The organism is Modicisalibacter sp. 'Wilcox' (assembly GCF_010993675.1).
Lineage (GTDB): Bacteria > Pseudomonadota > Gammaproteobacteria > Pseudomonadales > Halomonadaceae > Modicisalibacter > Modicisalibacter tunisiensis.
In genome coordinates this window covers 121,993-145,745 of sequence record NZ_WNXF01000003.1, presented here as the reverse complement: position 1 = coordinate 145,745, position 23,753 = coordinate 121,993, and the positions used below count along the sequence as shown (strand labels likewise).

Annotated in this window: 26 protein-coding genes; 17 read left to right on the top strand and 9 right to left on the bottom strand. The window is 70.5% G+C overall.

What is annotated here, in order from left to right:
* Positions 1-78 precede the first annotated feature (78 nt).
* The 4 genes from G7A98_RS04060 to G7A98_RS04045 all read left to right on the top strand — a co-directional run bounded on the left by G7A98_RS04060 (position 79) and on the right by G7A98_RS04045 (position 2,782).
* Positions 79-768 (top strand): HAD-IA family hydrolase, encoded by a 690-nt coding sequence (locus G7A98_RS04060; protein ID WP_163648208.1) that lies wholly within the window; start codon positions 79-81, stop codon positions 766-768.
* Positions 769-861: 93 nt separating this feature from the next.
* Complete coding sequence (locus tag G7A98_RS04055) at positions 862-1,236, top strand: translation initiation factor Sui1 (protein ID WP_163648207.1); 375 nt, start codon at positions 862-864, stop codon at positions 1,234-1,236.
* A 49-nt stretch (positions 1,237-1,285) separates the two neighbouring features.
* Complete coding sequence (locus G7A98_RS04050; RefSeq protein ID WP_163648206.1) at positions 1,286-1,702, top strand: YbaY family lipoprotein; 417 nt, start codon at positions 1,286-1,288, stop codon at positions 1,700-1,702.
* Between the two features lie 87 nt (positions 1,703-1,789).
* Positions 1,790-2,782, top strand: coding sequence for an aldo/keto reductase (locus G7A98_RS04045; protein ID WP_163648205.1), 993 nt, complete (start codon positions 1,790-1,792; stop codon positions 2,780-2,782).
* A gap of 84 nt (positions 2,783-2,866) precedes the next feature.
* Here the strand turns inward: G7A98_RS04045 and G7A98_RS04040 are convergent, their stop codons facing one another.
* On the bottom strand, positions 2,867-3,679 hold the full coding sequence (locus G7A98_RS04040; protein ID WP_240464674.1) for an NAD-dependent protein deacetylase: 813 nt from the start codon (positions 3,677-3,679) through the stop codon (positions 2,867-2,869).
* A 161-nt stretch (positions 3,680-3,840) separates the two neighbouring features.
* Between G7A98_RS04040 and G7A98_RS04035 the strand changes: the two genes are divergently transcribed.
* A complete protein-coding gene (locus tag G7A98_RS04035; protein ID WP_163648203.1) occupies positions 3,841-4,902 on the top strand; it encodes a sensor domain-containing diguanylate cyclase in 1,062 nt (353 codons plus the stop codon).
* A 279-nt stretch (positions 4,903-5,181) separates the two neighbouring features.
* Positions 5,182-6,093, top strand: coding sequence for a nuclease-related domain-containing protein (locus G7A98_RS04030; RefSeq protein WP_163648202.1), 912 nt, complete (start codon positions 5,182-5,184; stop codon positions 6,091-6,093).
* On the opposite strand, the gene G7A98_RS04025 is transcribed toward G7A98_RS04030, so the two are convergent.
* From G7A98_RS04025 to G7A98_RS04000, 6 genes are all read right to left on the bottom strand, one after another.
* Positions 6,094-6,891: a ribonuclease I gene (locus G7A98_RS04025; RefSeq protein WP_163648201.1), complete on the bottom strand. Its 798-nt coding sequence runs from the start codon at positions 6,889-6,891 to the stop codon at positions 6,094-6,096.
* Complete coding sequence (locus tag G7A98_RS04020; protein WP_163648200.1) at positions 6,882-8,012, bottom strand: permease; 1,131 nt, start codon at positions 8,010-8,012, stop codon at positions 6,882-6,884. The genes G7A98_RS04025 and G7A98_RS04020 overlap by 10 nt, the downstream gene beginning before the upstream one ends.
* A 99-nt stretch (positions 8,013-8,111) precedes the next feature.
* On the bottom strand, positions 8,112-9,446 hold the full coding sequence (locus G7A98_RS04015) for a deoxyguanosinetriphosphate triphosphohydrolase (protein WP_163648199.1): 1,335 nt from the start codon (positions 9,444-9,446) through the stop codon (positions 8,112-8,114).
* Positions 9,447-9,540: 94 nt separating this feature from the next.
* Positions 9,541-10,980, bottom strand: coding sequence for a D-alanyl-D-alanine carboxypeptidase/D-alanyl-D-alanine-endopeptidase (gene dacB, locus G7A98_RS04010; RefSeq protein ID WP_163648198.1), 1,440 nt, complete (start codon positions 10,978-10,980; stop codon positions 9,541-9,543).
* 32 nt (positions 10,981-11,012) lie between these two features.
* On the bottom strand, positions 11,013-11,342 hold the full coding sequence (locus G7A98_RS04005; RefSeq protein WP_163648197.1) for an SMR family transporter: 330 nt from the start codon (positions 11,340-11,342) through the stop codon (positions 11,013-11,015).
* Complete coding sequence (locus tag G7A98_RS04000; RefSeq protein ID WP_163648196.1) at positions 11,342-11,755, bottom strand: PACE efflux transporter; 414 nt, start codon at positions 11,753-11,755, stop codon at positions 11,342-11,344. Before G7A98_RS04000 ends, G7A98_RS04005 begins: the two co-directional genes overlap by 1 nt.
* Positions 11,756-11,871: 116 nt before the next feature.
* Between G7A98_RS04000 and G7A98_RS03995 the strand changes: the two genes are divergently transcribed.
* A complete protein-coding gene (locus tag G7A98_RS03995) occupies positions 11,872-12,750 on the top strand; it encodes a LysR family transcriptional regulator (protein WP_163648195.1) in 879 nt (292 codons plus the stop codon).
* 6 nt (positions 12,751-12,756) lie between these two features.
* On the opposite strand, the gene G7A98_RS03990 is transcribed toward G7A98_RS03995, so the two are convergent.
* Positions 12,757-13,437: a methyltransferase domain-containing protein gene (locus G7A98_RS03990; RefSeq protein WP_163648194.1), complete on the bottom strand. Its 681-nt coding sequence runs from the start codon at positions 13,435-13,437 to the stop codon at positions 12,757-12,759.
* A 242-nt stretch (positions 13,438-13,679) separates the two neighbouring features.
* On the opposite strand from G7A98_RS03990, the gene G7A98_RS03985 reads away from it, so the two are divergent.
* The 8 genes from G7A98_RS03985 to G7A98_RS16855 all read left to right on the top strand — a co-directional run bounded on the left by G7A98_RS03985 (position 13,680) and on the right by G7A98_RS16855 (position 21,046).
* On the top strand, positions 13,680-15,560 hold the full coding sequence (locus G7A98_RS03985) for a beta-ketoacyl synthase (RefSeq protein WP_163648319.1): 1,881 nt from the start codon (positions 13,680-13,682) through the stop codon (positions 15,558-15,560).
* A gap of 114 nt (positions 15,561-15,674) precedes the next feature.
* The gene (coaD, locus tag G7A98_RS03980) at positions 15,675-16,172 is read left to right on the top strand and encodes a pantetheine-phosphate adenylyltransferase (protein ID WP_163648193.1); all 498 of its coding nucleotides are present in this window, start codon (positions 15,675-15,677) and stop codon (positions 16,170-16,172) included.
* A 28-nt stretch (positions 16,173-16,200) separates the two neighbouring features.
* Positions 16,201-16,449 (top strand): YfhL family 4Fe-4S dicluster ferredoxin, encoded by a 249-nt coding sequence (locus tag G7A98_RS03975; RefSeq protein WP_163648192.1) that lies wholly within the window; start codon positions 16,201-16,203, stop codon positions 16,447-16,449.
* Between the two features lie 81 nt (positions 16,450-16,530).
* Positions 16,531-17,880 (top strand): MATE family efflux transporter, encoded by a 1,350-nt coding sequence (locus tag G7A98_RS03970; protein WP_163648191.1) that lies wholly within the window; start codon positions 16,531-16,533, stop codon positions 17,878-17,880.
* A 69-nt stretch (positions 17,881-17,949) separates the two neighbouring features.
* Positions 17,950-19,266 (top strand): short-chain fatty acid transporter, encoded by a 1,317-nt coding sequence (locus tag G7A98_RS03965; RefSeq protein ID WP_163648190.1) that lies wholly within the window; start codon positions 17,950-17,952, stop codon positions 19,264-19,266.
* Between the two features lie 256 nt (positions 19,267-19,522).
* The gene (locus G7A98_RS03960) at positions 19,523-20,032 is read left to right on the top strand and encodes an acyl-CoA thioesterase (protein ID WP_163648189.1); all 510 of its coding nucleotides are present in this window, start codon (positions 19,523-19,525) and stop codon (positions 20,030-20,032) included.
* Positions 20,033-20,060: 28 nt separating this feature from the next.
* The gene (locus G7A98_RS03955) at positions 20,061-20,852 is read left to right on the top strand and encodes an ion transporter (RefSeq protein WP_346427257.1); all 792 of its coding nucleotides are present in this window, start codon (positions 20,061-20,063) and stop codon (positions 20,850-20,852) included.
* A gap of 71 nt (positions 20,853-20,923) precedes the next feature.
* On the top strand, positions 20,924-21,046 hold the full coding sequence (locus G7A98_RS16855; protein ID WP_346427256.1) for a hypothetical protein: 123 nt from the start codon (positions 20,924-20,926) through the stop codon (positions 21,044-21,046).
* A gap of 57 nt (positions 21,047-21,103) precedes the next feature.
* Here G7A98_RS16855 and G7A98_RS03950 read toward each other — a convergent pair whose 3' ends face one another.
* On the bottom strand, positions 21,104-21,427 hold the full coding sequence (locus G7A98_RS03950; protein WP_163648188.1) for an I78 family peptidase inhibitor: 324 nt from the start codon (positions 21,425-21,427) through the stop codon (positions 21,104-21,106).
* Between the two features lie 194 nt (positions 21,428-21,621).
* On the opposite strand from G7A98_RS03950, the gene G7A98_RS03945 reads away from it, so the two are divergent.
* A complete protein-coding gene (locus G7A98_RS03945; protein WP_163648187.1) occupies positions 21,622-22,539 on the top strand; it encodes an ABC transporter substrate-binding protein in 918 nt (305 codons plus the stop codon).
* Positions 22,540-22,542: 3 nt separating this feature from the next.
* A complete protein-coding gene (locus G7A98_RS03940; RefSeq protein WP_240464666.1) occupies positions 22,543-23,736 on the top strand; it encodes an ABC transporter permease in 1,194 nt (397 codons plus the stop codon).
* Positions 23,737-23,753 lie beyond the last annotated feature (17 nt).

Here is a 23,753-nt window from a genome sequence, read left to right as displayed (position 1 = left end):
ATGCTCAACCGCGCGCCGTCCCTGCCGATAATGGAGACAAGAGCCCCACGCCAGGGCTGGCCGCAAGAGACACGACCCATGCACCAACCCCTCTGTCTGCTGTTTGACTGCGATGGCACCCTGGTGGACAGCGAGCCGCTCCTCGCGGAAGTCATGGCCGATGCGCTCAACCGTGCCGGCCTGCCCTTCGTTGCCCGGCAATACATGGAGGAGTTCCGCGGCGTCCGCTTCATGACCATCGTCGCCGAGCTGGAACGCCGCCACGGCACCCTCGACCCCGGCGTCCGCGCCGCCACCGAGGCCGAGATGCGCGCCACCCTGGCCCGGCGCATGGCCAGCGAACTCCAGCCCATCCCCCACGTCCGCGAAACCCTCGAGCGGCTGGCGCACCATCCGCGCTGCGTGGCCTCCAACGGGCCCGAGCACAAGATCCGCAACGCCCTCGACAGTACCCGGCTGCGCCCGCACTTCGGCGACCGGCTCTACAGCGGCTACACCCTGAACTGCTGGAAGCCCGATCCGGGCCTGTTCCGTCACGCCGCCCTGGGCATGGGCCACGAGCCGTCGCGCTGCGTGGTCATCGATGATGCCGCCGTGGGGGTCGCCGCCGGCCTGGGCGCCGGGATGCACGTCATCCACATCAACCGCTTCCCCGAGACCGAAGTCACCCCGCCGGGGGCGATCGCCATGCACGACATGCGCGAGCTCCCCGGCCTGCTCGCCGGCCTGGCCGCGCACCTCGAGCCGCCGGCGGCCCTGGCCCGATAGGGCGCTGCATGCCTTGCCGGCGCGGCGATCGCCGCGTCGGCGCTCCTGCGCTATCATCGAGACTCATCCATCGCCGCCAACAGGAGCCGCCGCATGGCCTCCCTCCAGGACCAGCTGCGCGGTCTCGTCTACTCCACCGAGCATGGCGAGACCTGCCCCGACTGCCGACAGCCCATCGCCGAGTGCCGCTGTGCCGATGACGCCGAGGCCGCGCGTCTCGCCACCCTCGACGGCATCGTGCGCATCCGCCGCGAGACCAGCGGTCGCAAGGGCAAGGGCGTGACCACCGTGAGCGGGGTGCCGCTGGTCCAGGACGAGCTCAAGGCCCTGGCCAAGTCGCTCAAGAAGCGCTGCGGCACCGGCGGCGCGGTCAAGGACGGCGTGATCGAGATCCAGGGCGATCATCGCCAGAGCCTCAAGGCCGAGCTCGAGTCGCGGGGCTATACCGTCAAGCTGGCCGGCGGCTGAGCGCCGCCACGCCCCCGCACTGCCGTTTCCACCGCCTTCGGAGATGCCCATGCCCCGCTCGTCCGGCTCGCTGTCCCGCCTTCTCGCCACCGGCGCCGTGCTGCTCGCCTTGACCGCCTGCGCCCTGACACCGCGCTTCGCCAACCTCGAGGCCCGCATCGTCAGCGACCAGCCCCTGGCGCTGCCGCGCAATGCCGAACTCACGGTTACCCTGCGCGAGGCCGGCGCCAAGGCGGCCACAGTGGCCGAGGCCACCTACACGCGGCTCGGCGGCGGGCCGATTCCGGTGGTGCTGCGCTACGACGACAACGCCATCGAGGGCGGGCGGCGCTACGTGCTGAGCGCGGCGATCCGCGCCGACGGACGGCTGCTCTACACTTCGCCCAAACCGGTTCCCGTGCTCACCGGCGATGCGGCCTCTCCGGGGCGTATCGAGGTGCCGGTGGCCCCCGTCTCCCGGCCCTGATGTCACGAGGCCGACTCGGTACTTGCCAAACCCGGCCTCGCGACCCAGCCTGAGGGCATTCAGGGACACCGTCACAGGGAGACACGCATGGAAACCCTCCGCATTCCCGGCACCGACCTGACTCCGACGCGCATCGGCCTCGGCACCTGGGCGATGGGCGGCAAGCAATGGGGCGGCACCGACGATGACCAGGCGATCCGCACCATTCATGCCGCGCTCGACAAGGGCGTCACGCTGATCGATACCGCCCCGGCCTATGGCTTCGGTCATGCCGAGGAAGTCGTCGGCAAGGCACTCGCCGACGGCGGACGACGCAACGACGTGGTGCTCGCCACCAAGGTGGCGCTGGAATGGGGCGACGGCATCGACGGGGTGGTGCGCAACGCCACGGCGCGTCGCATCGAGCAGGAGGTCGAGGACTCGCTGCGCCGACTGCGCACCGACACCCTCGATATCTATCAGGTGCACTGGCCGGACCCGAAGACGCCCATGGAGGAGACCGCCGGCGCCCTGCAGCGGCTCCATCAGGCCGGCAAGATCCGCGCCATCGGCGTCAGCAACTTCTCGCCCGAACAGTGCCGGGCATTTCGCGAGGTCGCGCCACTGCACACCGTTCAGCCGCCGCTCAACCTCTTCGAGCGCGAGGCCGAGCGCGACATCATCCCCTACGCCGAGCGCGAGAACCTGGCCATGCTCACCTATGGCGCGCTGTGTCGCGGCCTGCTGAGCGGCAGGATGTCCCGTGACGTCCACTTCCAGGGCGACGACCTGCGCCAGTCCGACCCCAAGTTCCAGCAGCCGCGCTTCGATCAGTATCTGGCGGCGGTCGCCGCACTCGACGAGCTGGCCCGCGAGCGGCACGGCAAGCATGTGCTCGAGCTCGCCGTGCGCTGGCTGCTCGACAGCCACGCCAACGGCATCGCCCTGTGGGGCGGACGGCGCCCCGATCAGATGGACCCGCTCGATGCCATCGACGGCTGGAAACTGAGCCGGGACGACCTGACCGAGATCGATCGTATCCTCGAGACCCATATTACCGATCCGGTGGGACCGGAGTTCATGGCCCCGCCGAGCCGCTGAGACGTTTACCGCGGAATCAGGATACGCGCCCGTGCCATCGGCACGGGCGCCTTGCATTGACGGCCGCCCCCAAAGGGAGCCGCGTCACCCCGGCGCCAACAGATCGGTCAGGGTAGCGTCCACCGGGGCATCGACCTTCAGGGCGTAGAGATCATCGGCGCGGGTCCGGCCGCGGTTGATGCAGGCGATCGGCTGGCCGGCCCGGGCGGCCTGGCGCGCGAAGCGGTAGCCCGACTGGACCATCAGCGAGGAGCCGACCACGAGCAGCGCATCGGCGGCCTCGAGGGCGGCGAAGGCCGCCGCGACCCGCGCGCGGGGCACGCTGTCGCCGAAGAACACCACGTCGGGCTTCCAGATGCCGTCGCCGCAGCGCGGGCAGGCCGGCACCCGGAAGGTCGAGAAGTCGAGCCCGTCCAGGTCGGCGTCGCCGTCCGGCCCCACCTTCGCCTCCAGCGACAGCCAGTGCGGGTTCGCCCCGGCCAGCTCGGCATGCAGGTCGTGGCGCATGCGCTGCGCACCGCATCCCATGCAGCGCACGATCTCGGCCCGGCCGTGCAGATCGATGACCCGCCGTGATCCGGCGCGCTGGTGCAGCCCGTCGACGTTCTGGGTGACCAGCGCGGTGACCCGACCGCGCGCCTCGAGCGCGGCCAGCGCCCGGTGCGCCGGCCCCGGGCGCGCCTGCTGGATGGCACGAAAGCCGATCAGGCTGCGCGCCCAGTAGCGCTGACGGGTCGCCGGGCTGGCCATGAACGCCTGGTGACGAACCGGCGGCGAACGTTTCCAGGCACCGCTGGCATCACGGTAATCGGGAATGCCGCAGCCGGTGCTCACCCCCGCCCCGGTCAGCACCATCAGCCGGGGATGGCGCTCGATGAAGGCGCGCAGGGCGGCCAGTGGCGCGGCCGGTGCAGGAGAGGCGACCTCAGGGGCCGCGAAAGCATGATCGGGCAAGGGCATACGACGAGTGGCGACTGGCGAGTCGCGAGTTTTTGCGTCAAGGTAAAAACGTCTCACACACTGATGGCAAGTACCAGCGCCGCGAACGGATGTCACCGATGCTCCCGATCTCCGCGTCCTCCCGCCACCCCCGTCAGGCGCTCGCCCGACGCCTCTACCCGGCCCGGGTAGTCGGCCTGGCGCTGGGCATGGTCGCCGTGGCCGCCGCCTGGCAGGCGGCGCCGCCGGCATGGCCGTGGTGGGTGCTGCTGGGACTCAACGGCCTGGGCTGGCCGCACCTGGCCCGCTACCTGGCCACCCGGGTGCGCGATCCGCACCGCACCGAGCGTCACTGCCTGCTGATCGACGGCCTGCTGACCGGCTTCTGGGTCGCCGCCGTCGACTTCGCGCCGATCCCCGGCGCGGCGCTGATCGCACTCTATAACCTCGGCACCCTCGCCGTCGGCGGCCCCCGCCTGCTGGCCGCCGGCGCCCTGGCCTGGCTGGCCGGCGGCGGCGTGGGCGCCCTGATCTGGCCGACCCCCGACTGGCAACTGCTGCCCGCGCCGCTCGCCCTGCTGGGCGCCCTGCCGCTGTTGCTGCTCTATCCGTTGATGATCGGCTGGCGCAGCTACCATCAGGCCTGTCAGCTGGTCGAGCAGAAGCGCCGCGAAACCCGTCAGCGGCGCACCGATGCCCTCACCGGTCTCTACAACCGCGCCCACTGGGAGCGGGTGATCGAGAGCCATTTCGATGGCGGCCGCCCGCCCCTGTGCCTGGCGCTGCTGGAGATCGACCATTTCCAGCGCATCAACGACACCTTCGGTCACGCCATGGGCGACCAGGTCCTGCGTCGCACGGCGCGCTTCCTGCAGGAGACACTGGGCGAGGAGGCCCTGCTCGCCCGCCACGGCGCCACCACCTTCGGCCTGCTGCTGGCCGAGACGCCCCTGGACCGCGCCCTCACCCAGCTCGACGGACTGCGCGCGGCCTTCCTCGAGCCCGAGGTCCAGGGCGAGAGCCTGCTGCCTTGCACGCTCAGCATCGGCCTGGCCGAATGCCATACCACCCTGAACCGGCCGGGCGAGTGGCTGCAGCAGGCCGAGCTGGCGCTGGACAGTGCCCGGGTACAGGGGCGCAACCGGGTGGTGGCCTACAGCGGGACCGCGCGCTCGGCCTAGCGGTAAAACCCCGCCCGGTGTTCACGGGACGGCCTGCCCGGCTAATCGGGAGGGGGGCGCCCAGGCTGACCGGTCTGCCGGCGTCTCCTGCAGGCGGGAGAGGATTCCTCCTCGACAGCGGCGGCCCGGTGGCGCCGGCATCGCGACTGACGTCGCACCCACGACTAGGCTTCGGATGAGCAACCTCTGCCAAGAAATCACGCCTGGCGGCGCATGGCCTGCCACGCCGGGCTTGGCTAGAATGAGCCCTCGTCTTTCCGGGTGGCAAGGATGGCTGAGATGCCCTGGCTGGAATACCTGATTCCGTTGATCTTCCTCGCGCCGCTGGGCGCCACCGCGGCCATCGTCCTGGCCCTGCGCAACCTGCACGATGCCCGCATTCGCTCGCCGATCGATGCCCACCCCCTGCGCGAACCCGGCCAGGCGCTGCGCGATCGCCTCGACCACGCCTTCACCGGGCTGTTCCTCAACGGGGCGCTGGGGCCGATCGTGATTCTCGCCCCGCTGACCTACGGCATGGGGCGGATGATCGTCACCGACGCCTCGATCTGGCTGGAGTGGGCGGTCTATGGCCTGATCTGCTCGGCCCTGGTCCTGCTGTTCTGCCTGCTGCTGATTCGCGACTTCCAGCGCATCCGCCGCCTCAAGCTGGGACTGGCCTGCGAGCTGGCGGTGGGCCAGGAGCTGGAGCACCTGATTCGCCCCGAGGACCACCCCTACTTCGTCTTCCACGACATTCCCAGCGAGACCTTCACCATCGACCACGTGGCGCTGACCCCCCATGGCGTCTTCGTCATCGAGACCCGGGCCCGCACCTTTCCGCTGGACGCCAGCGGCCAACCGCAGCGTGACGTGGCGGTGGAGAGCCAGCGCCTGCGCTTTCCCGGCTGGAGCGAGCGCCAGCCGCTGCGCAAGACGCGCCAGGCGGCGGAGTGGATGCGCCACTGGCTGGCACGGGAGTGCAACGCCGACGTGCCGGTACGCGGCATGCTGGTGCTGCCGGGCTGGCGTATCGACCTCGAACAGGCGCCAGCGGGGGTGGATGTGGTCAACGGCGAGAACCTGACCCGGCGGCTGATCGACACGCCGCTGGGGCCGCTCGACCCGGCCACCCATGACCGCGTCGCCCAGGCCCTGCGCCGGCGTGGCGCCCTGCTCGATGACCGCCGCCGCGAGACCCCCTCGATCTGATCAGTCCCGGACCGCCGTCACCCGTACCCGCGACGCACAGCGTCCCCGGCGCAACGCCACCAGGCTGCCCGCCGCGGGGAAAGCGTCCAGTGCCGCCGCCCGGATGCCGATGCGCACCTCGGTCAGCCGCCGGTTGCCGCGACCGGCGCAGACCAGCTGCAACGCCCGGCCCCTTCCCTCGCCGAAGGCCGCCTCGAAGGCCGCGATCAGGTCATTGCGCGCCACGATACTGCCCTGGTGGATCACCACGAAGTCGGCGAAGGCGCTGGCGTTGACCGCCGCCAGCAGGTCGAGTGCCGTGGCGAAGTAGTCGGTCGGGGCGATCGCCAGGCAGGCGGCGTGCTTGGCGTATTCGTGGCGATCGAGACAGCTCGCCCGCCCCGGCATCGCCCGGTCGAGCCGCGCGGCAAGCGCCCTGGGCAGCTCGAAGGGCGCATGCGCCCGGCAGAAGCCGCCGTCGGGCCGTGGCGACTCGCCGAAGCAGCCCTCGGCCCGCCACTGCCGGCGGCTCACGCCGGCCTCGGCGACCCGCTCCGGACGCGACGGCCACAGCCCGTGCAGCACGAAGCCCTCGCCGGCGGCCTCGCGCAGGCGTGGCTCGCGGCACTCCCTGGGCGGCGAACGCCGGCTCGCGCAGAACCCCGGATGCCAGGTCAGCGCCAGGGTGTAGTGATCGAACGCGTCGGCAGACGCCGAAGGCGGAGCGTCAGGCTGCGCCCCGGCGCCCCCGATGGCCAGCAGCCCGGCCAGCAGCAGGCCGAGCCGGGCCGTCCACCGGCCCCGGGCGTTCAGTGGCAATGCCCGCCGCCCTGGCGGCGGCCCCAGAAGAATGCCGCCAGTGCCACGGGCAGCAGCACCACGTTGAGCAGCGTCACGTAGTTCCAGCCGAAGACGTCGCGGCCCAGGCTGACCTGACGCTCGCCCTCGGGCAGCCAGCCCAGGAGGGCGAAGCCGTAGTCCAGGCACAGCGCGGTCACGATCGCCCCCAGGAAGAACACCAGCGCCATCCAGCCGGCGGCCTTCCAGCCATAGTAGCGCCGGTAGACCGAGAGCATCGGCAGGGTGATCAGGTCGGAGAGGATGAAGGCGATCACTCCGCCGAAGGAAATGCCGCCCTTCCACAGCACCGCGGCCAGCACGATGTTGCCCACCGAGCAGACGAAGGCCAGCACGGCGATGATGCTGCCGGCCACGGCGTTCCACAGCAGCACCCCGAAGCCGGGGTTGTCGCCCTCGGTGAGGAACACCGAGCGCCAGACCTCGTCGGGCACGAGTACCGAGAGGATCGCCGCCACCGTCACGCCGATCAGGATGTCCTTGCCGACCATCGTCACGTCCATGTGGAAATGCGACGCGGCGGTGCGCAGCTTGCCGACGAAGGCGCTCTCGCCGTGGCCTTCATGGCCCTCATGATCGTGGTCGTGGTCGTGACCGCCATGGTCATGGTGGTGCTCGTGCCCGCCACCGCCGGCATCATGGCCGGCGTTCTCGCGGGCGGCGGCGACCACCGAGTCGGGCACCAGCAGCCGCACCAGCACCGCCATCACCACGATGAAGATCAGCCCGCCGACCAGTTCGCCGAGCACGAAGGCCAGGCCCAGCAGCGAGAACAGCACGATCAGGATCTCGAACACCAGGTTGGTGCTGGCGACCATGAAGGCCATGGCGTTGGCCCAGGCCGCCCCCTTCATGATCAGCGTGCGCGCCATGCTGGCGGCGGCGTAGGAGCAGCTCGACGACAGCGCCCCCACCCCGGTGGCCAGCGACAGCGAGCGCGGTGTGGCCCGGCCCAGCTTGTCGCCCACCAGCTCGGCGGGAATCCAGGCACGGATCACCCCCGAGAGCAGAAAGCCCAGTGCCAGGCCCCAGAAGATTTCCCAGACCATGCCGGCCCAGGACGCGACGAGTTCCTCGAGCATATCGCCTCCCTGTGATGTCTCATGGCTCCGCCCCAGCATAAACCCTTGTGTAGCCCACAGGTCCAACCCGGCGCCTGGTCGGCCGCGGCGTCACCGGGACTACTCGCCCTTGAGACGCCCGCCCATCTCCTGGGCCAGCTCGACCGCGTAGTGGTCGGTCATGCCGCCGATGAAGTCGAGCATGCGCCGATAGCTGGCATAGAGCGGCCAGGTCGGTCGCGGGGTGTTCTCGCCGATCAGCGCCAGCACGCGCTGGTGCTTGAAGGTCGAGCGGCCCTGATGATGCAGCTCGTGGGCCGCGCCGATGAACGCCTCGAGCAGGATGCCGAGGGTGGTATGGGCACCGATCTCCAGCTTGGCCTTGCGCTCGTTCTGGAAGATGCGCTCGCGGGCGAGCTGCTTGGCCGCCTTGACGCCCCAGTCGAGATCGGGGTGACAGAGCTCGAGCAGATCCTCGGTGAGCGCGCCGCCCAGCAGCGCCGTCTCGTGCTGGACGAACACCTCGCCGACATCGTTCACGGCGCGCTCCATGGCCGCCCCGCGCAACGCCGCGATGCGCCGGCGCTGCGACACGCCGCCGCCCAGCGCGGCGTACTCGGCGGGCTCGCCACCGGCGATCTGGATCAGGATGCCCGCCACCTCGTCGAAGCGCAGGATGCCCATCTCCAGGCCGTCCTCGAGATCCAGCAGCGCGTAGCAGATGTCGTCCGCCGCCTCGACCAGATAGGCCAGCGGATGCCGGCACCAGGCCCACTCGGCCCGCCGGCGCAGTCCCAGGGTCTCGGCCACCTCGGCGAGCTGCTCGCGCTCGGACTGGTAGGCCCCGAACTTGCCGGTGCGGCCGCCGTGCTCCACCGTCCACGGGTACTTGAGCAGGGTGCCCAGCGTCGCCGCGGTCAGGCGCATGCCGCCGCGGAACTGGTTGTATTCGATCTGGGTGACGATGCGAAAGCCCTGGGCATTGCCCTCGTAGGTCAGCAGGTCGTCGCGCTGGGTGTCGGTGAGCCCCTCGAGCAGCCCGCTGCCGTCGTTCTCGGCGCGCTTGAACCAGTCGCGGATGGCATACTCGCCGGCATGGCCGAACGGCGGGTTGCCGATGTCGTGGCCCAGGCAGGCCGCCTGGACGATCACCCCCAGGTCGGCCGGGGTGATCCACGCCGGCAGTCGCTCGCGCAGCTGCTCGCCGACGATCATTCCCAGCGAGCGTCCCACGCAGCCCACCTCCAGCGAGTGGGTCAGGCGGGTGTGGATATGGTCGTTGTCGGTGAGCGGATGGACCTGGGTCTTGCGCCCCAGCCGCCGGAACGAGCCGGCGAAGACGATCCGGTCGTGGTCCTTGTGGAAGGGGCTGCGACCCACCTCGCCGCGCGAGCCGCGCGGCTTGTCGTTGAGCCGGCCCGGCTCGAGCAGGCGTTCCCATTGCATCGACGTCATGCGGCATCCTCCAGGGTGGCGCGCCGCCCCTGCGGGGCAGCATGCCCGAGTTGGCCGCGGCGGCCGGTAGCTGTCAAGCCGGCATCGCGGCCGATCAATGCGCGCGAATCATCGCCGCCAGGTCCGCGGACACCGCGTCCAGCACCGTGGACCAGGCCAGGTAGGGCGTGCTCGCCGTGCCGTTGACCAGCACGCTGAACGCCCCCCAGCGGCCGCTCGCGGTGCGGAAGTAGCCGCCCAGCGCGCGGACCGTCACGGGTCGGTTGAGCGTGCCGGTCTTGAGCATCACGTGGTCCTGGAACAGGGGATCGCCACGGCGGATGAAGTGCATCGGGCCGTTGACCGGCAGCTGCAGCCCGGCCAGGAAGGCCGGGAACAGCGCCGGGCGCCGGTACATGGCCGCCAGCAGGGTGGTCACGCCCTGCGCCGAGGTGCGATTCTCCGGGGTCAGGCCGCTGCCGCTGTGCAGCACCAGCGGGCCATGCCCCGCCAGGCCCCGGGCGAAGCCGGCCACCGCCCTGCCGGCCTCGGGCAGCGTGGCCCGCGGCGTGTCGGCTAGGTCCAGGCTCAGGGTGTCGGCCATGAAGTTGTTCGAGTAGTCGAGCATGCGCTGCAGCAGCGTCTGCAGCGGCTTGCCGTCGACCTCGGCGAGCGGGGTCGCCGCCGCCGGGGGCCGGGTGCGGCTCACCGCCGTGCCGCCGGAGACCACGATCCCGGCCCGCGCGAGCATCGCCGCCAGGGTCCGGGCGGTCTGTTCGGCCGGCTCGGAGCTGGCACGATAGAGCGCCCGCGGCTGGCTGTCCCGGGCGATCTGGCCGCTGACCACCAGCACGTCGCCCCGCTCGTCGGTGACCCGCTCGGCATCGAGCCGGGACTCGCCGCCCCGGGCGACGGTGGTCACGCGGTTGTCGACGCGGGTGGTGGGCTCGACGGTGTTGCAGCTGAGGATCCGCGCCGCGCCGCCCACCCGCCCCGGCAGCACGTCGAGGCACCAGCTGGCGTAGTTGACCGCCGCCGAGGAGAGCCGCGCGCTGTAGGCGTTGTCGGCCCGCGAGGCGGCCCGGCAGCGGTCGGTGGTCACGCACTCGACGGGGCCGAAACGCCACTGGCTGACCACCAGCTGCCCCCTGACCGCCGTGACGCCGCGCTGGCGCAGCCGCTGGATCAGCCGCCACAGATCCTCGGAGACCAGCGCCGGGTCGCCGCCGCCCTCGAGCACCAGATCGCCGTGCAGCACGCCGTCGTCGTCGATCACCCCGGTCGACACCAGCCGGGTGGTGAAGCGATGCTGCGGCCCCCAGCGGTCGAGCGCCGCGGCCGCCGTGTAGAGCTTGGACACCGAGGCCGGCGAGAGCGAGCGCCGCGGCGCGATGGCCCCCAGCACCCGGCCGGAATCCAGCAGCTCGGCCCGGGCGCCGAGGCGATAGCCCTGCCCGGCCAGCCGCGCGACATGCTCGAACCCCGACGCCCGGGCGAACGGCCCCGGCAGAACCAGACACAGCACCACAAGCAACAGGGACAGACGACGCGACATGAGGGCTCCGTGAACGGTGAAGGCCATTCAGCCTAGTGGGCCGAGACCCGCGAAAAAACCTGAATCACCACCACCCCGGCGATGATCAGGCCCATACCCAGTACCGCCGGCCCATCGAGACGCTCGCCGAACCACACCACGCCGAGCAGCGACACCAGCACGATGCCCAGCCCGGCCCAGACGGCATAGGCGACCCCCACGGGCAGGCTGCGCAGCACCAGGGTGAGCAGGTAGAACGCCAGGCCGTAGCCGACCACCACCCCCACGCTGGGCCACAGCCGGGTGAACTCCCGCGAGGCCTTGAGCGCGGTGGTGCCGAGCACTTCGGCGACGATCGCCAGCAACAGGTACACATAGGCCATCAGTCACCTCCCGCCAGACGGCGGCGCATCACCCGATCGAACAGGGTATTGAAGAGCATGGCGTAGGCCAGGAAGAACAGCATGAAGCCGAGGTCCAGCCAGAACGCCTCCTCCAGGCTGATGCCCATCCACCAGGCCACCACCGGCAGGGTCATCACCAGCAGTCCGAGCTCGAAGCCGAAGGCCTGGGTGAAGCGCTGCCCGACGCTGCGACGCCGTGTCGGCACCAGCGCATCGAAGCCGCGATTCCAGACCAGGTTCCAGGCCATCGCCGCCGTGGCCAGCCCCACCGCCAGGGCGCCCATCTCGTCCATGCCGTGACCGGTCAGCCAGCTGGCCAGCGGCGTCACCATCACCAGGCCGCCGGCCTCGAACAGCAGCGTATGCACCACTCGTTCCCTCCAGGAGCGCATCCTCACCTCTCGAGATCCTGTCGCGAGGCCCGCACGGCCTCGACCCTGGGGCCTATTCTCGCCATCATGGCGATGGATTCGAGTTAGATTCCATCTAAAAACCTGATAGGACACCCATGCGCTGGACCCTCGATCAGCTGGAAGTGCTCATCGCCTGTGCCGAACACGGCTCCTTCTCGGCGGGCGCCCGCCACCTGGGCCGCGCCCAGTCCGCGGTCAGCACCGCCGTCGCCCATCTCGAGCTCGATCTGGGCCTGACGCTGTTCGACCGGCGCGGCCGCACGCCGGTGCTGACCGGCGAAGGGCAGGCGCTGGTCCGCGAGGCCCGCGAGATCCTGCGTCAGTGCGACCAGCTCGAGGCCCGCGCCCGCACCCTGGCCGGCGGCGAGGAGTCGCACCTGACCCTGGCCGTCGACGAGGCGCTGCCCTACCCGCCGCTGATGGACACCCTGCTGGTGCTGGCCGAGCGCTGGCCGAACCTGGAACTGTCACTGCTCAACGGCGCCCAGGCCGACATCCCCAGCTGGGTCGCCGACGGCACCGCCGACCTGGGCGTGCTGTTCAGCCAGCCTTCGCTGCCACCCCAGCTCGGCGTGCGCCAGATCGCCCGCCTGGCGCAGACCGCCATCGTCGCCCATGACCACCCGCTCGCCACCGCCACCCCGGTGCGGCTGTCGACGCTCAGCCGCCATCGCCAGCTGGTGGTGGCCTCGCCGCTGGGCGGCAACCGCAGCGCGCGGCTGTCGCCGCGCATCTGGCAGCTCAACAGCTACTACGCGATCGCCGAGCTGGTCACCCAGGGCATCGGCTGGGCGCTGGTGCCCACCCATATCGCCGACTACCCGATGTACCGCTCGCTGGTCAGCCGCCTGACTCTCGACGACCTGCCCGAGCCGCCCGGCGTCAGCGTGGAGCTGGTGCGTCGCCGCGATGCCGGCCAGGGGCCGGTCGCCCGCTGGCTCGAGGCGGAACTCAGCACGCGGCTGTCGCGCTGAGCGGGGTCAGGGCAGCCGCTGCGGTGCGTGGGGCAACGTGGCGGTCAGCCGCCAGAGCGGCTGCCCGCTTTGTGCATACTTGCGCTCGAAGGGCGTCAGGTAGTCGCCCTGCGGGTCATGGCGGACCACCGCCGGCCGCGGCTCGCCGGCGTGCTGCAGCGCCAGGGCGAACTCCTCCAGGTACAGTGCCCAGTTGGAGCGCAGCTCGAGACGCCCGCCCAGGGCGAGGATCGCCGGGAAGACCGGATGGCCGTGCCAGCGCAGCTTGAGCTGCGAGGCCTTCGGGTAGGGATTGGGATACAGCAGGTAATGGCGCTCCGGCTGCCAGCCGGCCCCCAGCGCCAGACGCCAGAAGTCGACCAGGTCGGCGCGCACCAGCAGGGCGTTGTCGGGCAGCGCGCCGTGCTCGCGCTCCAGCCGCGCCGCGCTGCGATCGACGCCGATCACCGCCCGGTCCGGATGACGAGCGGCCAGTGCCCGGGTGGAAAGCCCCACGCCGCAGCCGGCATCGAGCAGCAGCGGGCGCCCCTGCGCGGCCAGCCAGTCCTGCGCCCGGTCGAAGGCGTGCCGGGTGTGATCGGCGATCGGCTTGCGCCAGGGGTGATCCAGGGCGCGGGCGACGCGTCGCGCCAGGTCCTCGTGCGGGCCGGACTGACGGGAGGTGACGATACGGGAATTGGCGTGCATGGCAGTCTCTGGGTCGAGAAACGCGCCCAGTCTACCAAGCCGGCTCGCCTGCCCGCCAAGGCGGCCGGCATGACGCCGCTGCAACGCGAGTGCTATCATCGCGTCCCAGACCCGGCATGGCGTGCCCGCCCCTGTCCCCCGCGGCGCCCATGCAACCCTGACGGCCCGTTGCTGTCAGCTTTTCGTAGACTCCATTGCACAACGAGGGATGCGGCTTGTCACAGTTACCGGTGATTGTCGGCATGGGCGGTGTCAATGCCGCCGGCAGAACCTCGGGCCACCAGGCGTTCCGCCGCACGGTGCTCGATGCCTTGTCCGCCGAGGAACAGCAGCGCACCGTGGTCGGCCTGGCCGCCATGATGCACCTGGTGGCCCGCCAGGAGGACGGCTCCTGGCAGGACAGTCACGGTAACCGCCTCGACACGGCTGGCGTGGCCGATCGCTTTCGCCAGACGGTACTCGACCATACCCTGATCCGCCGCATCGAGGACGAGGCCTTCAACGCCGAGGGCATCCCCGCCAACCGCCGCGCCCAGCTGGCCCTCGACACGCCGCTGACCTTCCAGATGCGTCGCCGCCAGCTGCCCGAGGTCCTGCCGGAGACCTGGCAGGTGCGTGACCTGGACAGCCGCCGGGTCGAGGTCAGCGTGCCGCCGGGCGCCCTCGAGGTGCTGCTTCCGGACCATCGCCAGGCTCAGGTTCGCGCCGCCGGCCAGCTGCCCAGCGGCTTCGCGCCCGAGCGCCTGTATCGCAGCGTGCATCACCCGCGCGGGCTGTCGATGGCGGTGTTCGGCGCCAGCGACTGCCTGGGCCAGAGCGGCCTGGACTGGGAGGCGCTGCGCGATCGCCTCGACCCGGACCAGATCGCCGTCTACGCCGGCAACTCCATCGGCCAGCTCGACGACGAGGGCTGGGGCGGGCTGCTCAAGAGCTTCATCTCCGGCAACCGCGCCACCTCCAAGCAGATGCCGCTGGGCTACGGCCAGATGCCCGCCGACTTCCTCAACGCCTACGTGCTGGGCAGCGTCGGCGCCACCGGCGCGATCCAGGGCGCCTGCGCGACCTTCCTCTACAACCTGCGCCAGGGCATCGAGGAGATCCGCCGCGGCGTGCGCCGGGTGGTGATGGTGGGCACCAGCGACGCCCCGATCACCCCCGAGATCATCGAGGGCTTTCGCAGCATGGGCGCGCTGGCCGACGACGACAGCCTCAAGGCGCTCGACGCCCTGAGCCTGCTCACCGATGCCGACTACCAGCGCGCCTGCCGCCCCTTCGCCCGCAATTGCGGTTTCACCATCGCCGAATCGGCCCAGTTCGTGCTGCTGATGGACGATGTCCTGGCGCTGGAAACCGGCGCGCAGATCCTCGGCGCGATACCCGGCGTGTTCGTCAACGCCGACGGCTGGAAGCGCTCGATCTCGGCGCCCGGCATCGGCAACTACATCACCTTCGGCAAGGCAGCATCGCTGGGCCGCGAGATCCTCGGCGAGCGCGGCCTGCGCGAGCGTACCTTCGTGCACGCCCACGCCACCAGCACGCCCAAGAACCGCGTGACCGAGTCCCATGTCCTCGACAGCGTGGCACGGGCCAACGGCATTCACGACTGGCCGGTGGCCGCCGTCAAGGCGTTCGTCGGCCACTCCCAGGGCAGCTCCGCCGGCGACCAGCTGGCCAGCGCCCTGGGCAGCTTCGCCCATGGCTACATCCCCGGCATCCCCACCCTCGACGCCGTGGCCGACGACGTGCACGGCGAACGCCTGCGCCTGCCCCGCGAGTCGCTGGCCTTCCGCGCCGACGCCGCCTTCCTCAATGCCAAGGGCTTCGGCGGCAACAACGCCACCGGGCTGCTGCTCTCGCCGGACGCCACCGAACGCCTGCTGGTCCAGCGCCACGGCCAGGCCGCCGTCGCCGCCTGGCGCGAGCGCGCCGCCGCCGTGCAGGCCCGTGGCGATGCCTATCTGGCACGCGCCGACGCGGCCGATTTCGAGGTCATCTACCGCTTCGGCGAAGGTGTACTCGAAGGGCCGGAGCTGACGGTCGAGGCCGACGGCATCCACATCCCCGGCTATGCCCGGCCGGTCTCGCTGGCGGTGGACAATCCCTTCGGCCGGCTCGACGACTGAGGCCATTGCCGGTCCGACGCCCATCGGCTACCCTGAGGGGCCCGGCGCCGCCAGGCGTCGGGCCGTGAATACCGCCGCCGATACGGGCGGCCGGCCTTCCGACAGGATTCACCCATGAATATCGTGGTTTACCCCGGCACCTTCGACCCGATCACCAACGGGCACTTCGATCTGATCGAGCGCGCCGCACGGATCTTCGACAAGGTGGTGGTGGCCGTCGCGGCGAGTCCCGGCAAACGGCCGACGCTGGACATCGACGCCCGCGTCAACCTGGCCGAGGACGTGGTCGCCGAGCTCGACAACGTCTCGGTCGTGGGTTTTCACGGCCTGCTCACCGAACTGCTCGACCAGCAGGGGGCGCGCATCATCCTCCGCGGTCTGCGGGCGGTCTCGGACTTCGAGTACGAGTTGCAGCTGGCCAACATGAATCGTGCCCAGGCCCCCCACGTGGAGAGCCTGTTTCTGACCCCCGCGGTCGAGAACTCCTACATTTCCGCCACCATCGTGCGCGAGATCGCGCGGCTCGGCGGCGATGTCAGCCGGCTCGTGCATCCCCGGGTCGCGGCAGCGCTGCGCGAGCACTTCGACACCGAGAACGCGCGCGATGCGTGACGCGACCGCCGCAGCGAGGACATGACCCATGGCCCTGATGATCACCGACGAATGCATCAACTGCGACGTCTGCGAACCCGAATGTCCCAACGGCGCCATCTCGCCGGGCGAGGAGGTCTACGTGATCGACCCCGGCCTGTGCACCGAGTGCGTCGGCCACTTCGACGAGCCGCAGTGTCAGCAGGTGTGTCCGGTGGACTGCATCCCGCTGGACCCCGACCATCGCGAGTCCCGTGACGCGCTGATGAAGAAGTACGAACGCATCACCGCGGCCTGACTCCCCGTCGACGGGCCGCCCCGCCGGGCGGCACTGGCTCGATCGCCCGCCACCCGCCTGCCCACAGGAACGCACCCGCCCATGAGCGCTGCCGCCACCCGTCGCGTCTGGACGCTGGCCTGGCCGATCATCCTCTCCAACATCACCGTGCCGCTGCTCGGCCTGGTGGATACCGCCGTGGTCGGCCACCTGCCGGAGTCGCGCTTCCTCGCCGGCGTGACCCTGGGCGCCACGCTGTTCGGCTTCCTCTACTGGGGCTTCGGCTTCTTGCGCATGGGCACCACTGGCCTGACCTCCCAGGCGGCGGGCCGCGAGGACGACACCGCGGTGCGCAACCTGCTCGGCCAGTCGCTGCTGCTGGCGGCGCTGATCGGCGCGCTGCTGATCGTGCTCTCGCAGCCGCTGACCACGCTGGGCCTGTGGCTGCTCGACGGCAGCCACGAAGCCACCACCCTGGCCCGCGAGTACGCCGGCATCCGCTTTCTCTCGGCCCCGGCGGTACTGGCCAACTACGCCATCCTCGGCTGGTTTCTGGGCCAGCAGAACAGCCGCGTGACCCTGACGATCATGGTCGCCACCAACAGCGTCAACATCGTCCTCGACCTGGTGTTCGTGGTCGGTCTGGGGATGACCAGCAACGGCGTCGCCTGGGCCACGGTGATCGCCGACTACACGGCGCTGGGCCTGGGTCTGTGGCTGGTCCGGCGCCAGCTGCGCACGCTCGGCGGGCACTTCCTCGGCGAGCGGCTGTGGCGGCCGGCCGCCTACACCGAGCTCTTCCAGGTCAACAGCCAGCTGTTCCTGCGCACCCTGGGGCTGCTCTTCGCCATGGCCTTCTTCACCGCCCGGGGCGCCAGCCAGGGGGACGTGATCCTCGCCGCCAATGCCGTGCTGCTGCAGTTCATCATGCTCACCTCCTACGGCCTGGACGGCTTCGCCCATGCCGCCGAGGCCCTCACCGGCCGCGCCATCGGCCGGGGCGACGGGGCGGCGTTCCGCGACGCGGTGGGCGGCGCGATGCGCTTTTCCCTGCTCACCACCGTCGCGGCCATGCTCGCCTTCGCCCTCGGCGGGCACGTCCTGATCGCGCTGCTCACCGACCTGCCGGCGGTGCGCGAGACCGCCGCGACCTACCTGCCCTGGATGGTGGTGATGCCGGTGCTGGCGGTGTGGAGCTACCTGTTCGACGGGGTGTTCATCGGCGCCACCGCCACCCGCGAGATGCGCAACAGCATTCTCGTCGGCCTGGCGGTCTACCTGCCCAGCTGGTGGCTGGCCACCGGCCCGCTGGCGCTCGGCAACCACGGCCTGTGGCTGGCCTTCACGCTGTTCACGCTGGCCCGCTCGGCGACGCTGGTCGCCTACTACCGGCACTACCGCCGCACGCGCTGGGGCCTGCCGCTCGACCAAAGACGCACGGCGGCGCGTTGACCGCGCCGTGCCGGTTGCGCTATCGCTAGGCGCGACGCTGCAAAAACGCCAACAACCAGCGAGATCCCCATGCTCAAGACACTCTCACGCCCGGCCGTGAAACTGGTCGAGCGCTACCTGCCCGACCCCTACATCTTCGTGCTGCTGCTGACGCTGATCGCCGCCGCGGCGGCCATCGGCGTGGAGCGCCAGACGCCGCTGGCCGTGCTGCGCTTCTGGGGCGACGGCTTCTGGAACCTGCTGAGCTTCTCGATGCAGATGCTGCTGGTGCTGGTCGCCGGCTTCATGCTGGCCAGCTCGCCGCCCGTACGGCGCCAGCTGGCTCGCCTCGCCACCCGTGCCGGCACCCCGGCACGTGCCATTGTGCTGGTCACGCTGGTCTCGCTGGCCGCCAGCTGGATCAACTGGGGCTTCGGCCTGGTAGTGGGCGCACTGTTCGCCAAGGAGCTGGCCCGCCAGATCCGTGTCGACTATCGCCTGCTGATCGCCAGCGCCTATTCCGGCTTCGTCGTCTGGCACGGCGGACTGGCCGGCTCGATTCCGCTGGTGATCGCCACCGAGGGCCACTTCACGGCCGACCAGATCGGCGTGGTCCCCACCGGCGAGACGATATTCTCGCTGTTCAACCTGGCCATCGTCGTGGCGCTGTTCATCGCGGTGCCGCTGGTCAATCGGGCGATGCTGCCCGACGACGCCGAGAGCGTGTACGTCGACCCCGAGCGGCTCGGCACGCCCGCCGGCGAGGAGCGCCCGGTGATCACGCGCCCCGCCGAGCATCTCGAGAACAGCAAGGCGCTGGCCTGGCTGGTGGGCATCCCGGGCCTGCTGTTCCTGTTCGACCACTTCCTGCTGCGCGGCGGCGGACTCAACCTCAACATCGTCAACTTCCTGTTCCTGTTTCTGGCCATCGTGCTGCACCGCACCCCGCGCCGCCTGCTCGACAGCCTCCACGAAGCCATCAAGGGCGGCGCGGGCATCGTCATCCAGTTCCCCTTCTATGCCGGGATCATGGCGATCATGGTGCAGTCGGGCCTGGCCCAGACGCTCTCCGAGGGCTTCGTGTCGATCGCCAACGCCGACACCCTGCCGTTCTGGTCGTTCATCAGCGCCGGCGTGGTCAACCTCTTCGTGCCCTCCGGCGGCGGCCAGTGGGCGGTGCAGGCCCCGGTCATGCTGCCGGCGGCCCAGGCGCTGGGCGCGGACATCCCGCGTATCGCCATGGCCGTGGCCTGGGGTGACGCCTGGACCAACCTGCTGCAGCCCTTCTGGGCGCTGCCGGTGCTGGCCATCGCCGGTCTCAAGGCCAAGGACATCATGGGCTTCTGCCTGATCCAGCTCGTGGTCACCGGCGTGATCATCGCCCTGGGGCTCAGCTTCATCCCCTGACGCCACCCTGCCGGGCCGACCATGAGGTTAGCCTTGTTGCAACAACGAGGGGCACCAAGGGGCAAGCCGAAGAGGAGGTCCGGCGCCAGGGAAGGCGTCGGTAGCGCTCAGGGATGAGTCTATAGCGCCTCCTCGCAGGCTTGCCCCGAGCGTCCGACACGATCCACGATAGTCTTGGGGTCGAACGCCCCGGACGCATCGTGCCGGGGCAAAACGTGTTACACCTAAGGGAAATCCCGCGACACGAGGATGCCCCATGGCCCCCGACGACATGCCCCGCCAGCACGAACTGACCATGACCGTGCTGATGACCCCCGACATGGCCAACTTCAGCGGCAAGGTCCACGGCGGCGCGATCCTCAAGAAGCTCGACGAGGTCGCCTACGCCTGCGCCAGCCGCTATTCCGGCAGCTACGTGGTGACGCTGTCGGTCGACCAGGTGCTGTTCAAGCAGCCGATCCATGTCGGCGAGCTGGTCACCTTCCTCGCCATGGTCAACCATGTCGGGCGCTCATCGATGGAGATCGGCATCAAGGTGGTCGCCGAGTCGATTCAGGAGAAGGTCATTCGCCACACCAACAGCTGCTACCTGACCATGGTCGCGGTCGACCCGCAGGGCAAGCCGGTCGAGGTGCCGCCGCTGCGCTTGGACACGGCGCTGCAGAAACGCCGTTTCGAGAAGGCCGCGCTGCGCCGGGAAATGCGCAAGGAAGCCGAGCGCGCCACCCGCGCGCACGACCATCAGTACGCGCAACGCTCATCCTGATACACCCCCGTCATCGCAAGGAGGCCGCATGACGTCGCCCGCATCGCTTCGGGACCGCCTCGCCCTGGCCTGGGACGGCCTGATCATCGCCCTGGTGATCGTCAACCTGGCGCTGCTGCTGTTCGACAGCCTGTACCTGCTGCCGCCGCTGCACGACGCCTTCGCCGCCGTCGCCCCGCGCCTCGAGGCTGCCTATGCCGACACCATCCACGCGCATTTCTTCTCCATCGACCTGGCCTTCGTCAGCGTCTACGTGCTCGACGTGCTGATCGGCTGGACGATGGCGATCATCGAGCGGCGCTATCATCGCTGGTTCTTCTACCCCTTCGTGCACTGGTACGACGTGCTCGGCTGCATCCCGCTGGCCGGCTTGCGCTGGCTGCGCGTACTGCGCGTGTTCGCCCTGCTCCATCGCCTGCAGCGCCTGGGCATGATCGACGTACGTCGCTGGTACGTGTTTCAGGCAGCCCGCAAGTATTACGACATCCTGCTCGAGGAAGTGTCCGACCGCGTCGCGGTCCGCCTGATCGGCAGTGTTCAGGAGGAGGTCCGCCACAGCAACACGCTGTCGCAGCGGCTCGCCGACGAGGTGGTGGCACCGCGCAAGGCGCAGCTGGTGGCGGAGATCGCCGCACGGCTGGAGACGGGACTCGACGGCATCTATGCCGAGAATCGCGCGCTGATCGCCCGCTACGTCAGCGCCCTGGTGGGCCGGACCCTGCAGGAGAGCCCGGAGATCCAGCGCCTGCACCGCATGCCGATGGGTCGCCAGGTCGCCGGCGCCATGGACCAGGCGCCAGCGACCTGGCCAGCCGGCTGATCCACGAGGCGGTCGGCGGGCTGCGCTCGCCGGAGTTTTCGCAGCTGCTGCGCCGCGCCGCCGACAGCGGCATGGACATCCTGCTGGTCACCGACCGGCGCAGCGAACGCATCACCGAGCAGGTGCTGATCGAGGTGCTCGAGCTGCTCAAGGAGCAGATCGCCACCAAGCGCTGGCAGACCAAGTACGACTGATCAGTCCTGCAGGACCGGCACCGTGCACGGCGCCTCGCCGGCATGGCGCCGGTCACGCTAGCCGCAATCGGCGCCCACGAGGCGCCCGTGTTCGTCCAGGTGCAGGTTCAGGCGATCCGGCCGATAGTCCATGGTGTAGCCCTGCCCCGGGCGGATCACCCGTACCCGCTCGGCACCGCTGCGTTCACGGGCCCGGGTCGTCATCGCGTCCCGGTAGTCGCGCCCCGTCCAGTCGGCGAGGGCGTCGGCATCGCAGGCGCCCTCGTCGGCCTGACTCATCGGCGGGGGCGGCGGCGCCGGGGCCGGCTCGTGGCTCGGCGAGCCGGCACAGCCGCTCAGCAGGCCGGCGACCAGAATTCCAAGCGTGGTGCCTCTGTGCATTCCCGTCTCCTCCCTGTCGGGCCCCGTCGCCGCGGCCACGCACGGCCGATACATCGGCCAAACCGCTGGACGCCGCACGGCACCCTCGATAAGGTCCTGAAAAGTGGAGCCACCCCTCATCGATGGCTAGGCTCAGTGGAACGACGCACCTAACCGTCTATCGCACCCCGTCACCAACAAGAGGATGAAAGCTCATGGCCAGGATTGGCAACCTGTTGGGCCTCGTGGCCGGCACGCTGCTGGCGGCCGGTCAGGCCGTGGCGGCCGAGCCGCTGCGCGTGGCGTCGAAGATCGATACCGAAGGGGCGCTGCTCGGCAACATGATGGTCGCACTGCTGGAAGACGCCGGTTACCCGGTGGAGAACAAGCTCCAGCTCGGCCCCACCAACATCGTGCGCAAGGCCCTGCTCGAGGGCGAGATCGACCTCTACCCCGAGTACACCGGCAACGGCGCCTTCTTCAGCGGCACCACCGACGACCCGGCCTGGAAGAACGCCGAGGCCGGCTACGAGAAGGTGCGCGACTGGGACCGCAAGAACCACGACATCGTCTGGCTCAAGCCGGCCCCGGCCAACAACACCTGGGCGATCGCCGTGAAGCGCTCGATCGCCGAGGCCAACGATCTCGAGACCATGGCGGACTTCGGGCGCTGGGTGCGCGACGGCGGCGACGTCAAGCTGGCCGGCTCCGCCGAGTTCGTCGAGAGCGCCGCGGCCCTGCCCAGCTTCCAGAAGGCCTACGACTTCACGCTCTCCCAGGACCAGCTGCTGGTGCTCTCGGGGGGCAACACCGCCGCGACCATCCGCGCCGCGGCCGAAGGTACCAGCGGCACCAACGCGGCGATGGTCTACGGCACCGACGGCGCCATCCAGCCCGCCGGGCTCAAGGTCATGGACGATACCCAGGGCGTGCAGATGGTCTACGAACCGGCCGTGGTGATGCGCGAGGCGGTCCTGAAGGCCCATCCCGAGCTGCCCGATCTGTTCGAGCCGGTCTTCGCCTCGCTGGATCGCGAGACGCTGCAGACGCTCAACAGCCGGATCCAGGTCCAGGGCCTGCCGGCCAAACAGGTGGCGCAGGACTACCTGAAAGACCACGACTTCCTCGACTGACGCGTGGGCCTCGACGCGCACGACGCACCGCGGCGCATCGCCAACCGGGTGCTGGCCACCCTGCTGGTGGCGAGCCTGGCCGGCGCGGTACTGCTGCCGTTCGCCGCCATGGCGCCCAACCGGCTGGTGTCGGGGGAATCGGTGTCGCTGCTGACGGCGCTGCGCCCCTGGCAGGTGCTGGGGCTGGCGGCGCTGGCCGGCGCCCTCGCCCTGGCCTGCCTGGCCCGCCCGCTGGGCGAGCGCCGCGGTGCCCGCCTGACGCTGGTGGCCGCACCGCTGGCCCTGCTGCTGACGCTGTACGGGCTGGGTGACTACGCCCAGCGCGCCCTGACCGACGCCTCCCCGGCGGCCCGGGTCTCCCAGGGGGCGGCCTTCTGGGTGCTGGTGTTCTGCACCAGCCTGATGATCGTCGACGCCTTCCAGCGCCTGGGGTCGTCGCTGTGGCTGCGCAGCGGCTACGGCCTGCTGCTGGTCGCCGTCGTCGCGGCGCTGTTCGCCGCCGGCACCTTCAACGCGCTGTCGATCCTGCGGGAATACTTCAACATCGAGGACGCCTTCGTCGGTCAGTTCGTCACCCACCTGACCCTGGTCGGGCTGGCGCTGGCGCCGACCCTGGCGATCGGCCTGCCGCTGGGCCTGCTGGCGCACCGCCGCCCCGCCACGCGCGGGGTGCTGTTCAGCGTGCTCAACGTCTTCCAGACGATCCCCTCGATCGCGCTGTTCGCGCTGCTGGTGGCGCCGCTGTCGGCGCTCGGCGATGCCGTGCCCTGGCTGGGCGCGCTGGGCGTGGCGGGCATCGGCGCGGCGCCGGCGATCCTCGCGCTGATCCTCTACTCGCTGCTGCCGATCGTGCGCAACACCCAGGCCGGTTTCGCCGGCGTCGACCCGGCCACCCGCGAAGCGGCGCGCGGCATGGGCATGACGCGCCGGCAGATCCTGTGGCGCGTCGAGGTGCCGCTGGCCCTGCCGGTGATCCTGTCGGGGCTGCGCATCGTCACCGTCCAGGCCATCGGCCTGACCGTGGTGGCCGCGTTGATCGGTGCCGGCGGGCTGGGTGCGTTCATCTTTCAGGGGCTGGGCCAGTACGCCATCGACCTGGTGCTGCTGGGCGCGGTGCCGACCATCGCCCTGGCGGTGGTCGCCGACTTCCTGATGCAGATCCTGGTCGCCGTCAGCCGCCCCGCCGGCGCCCGCTGAGCGACACCCCCACTCAT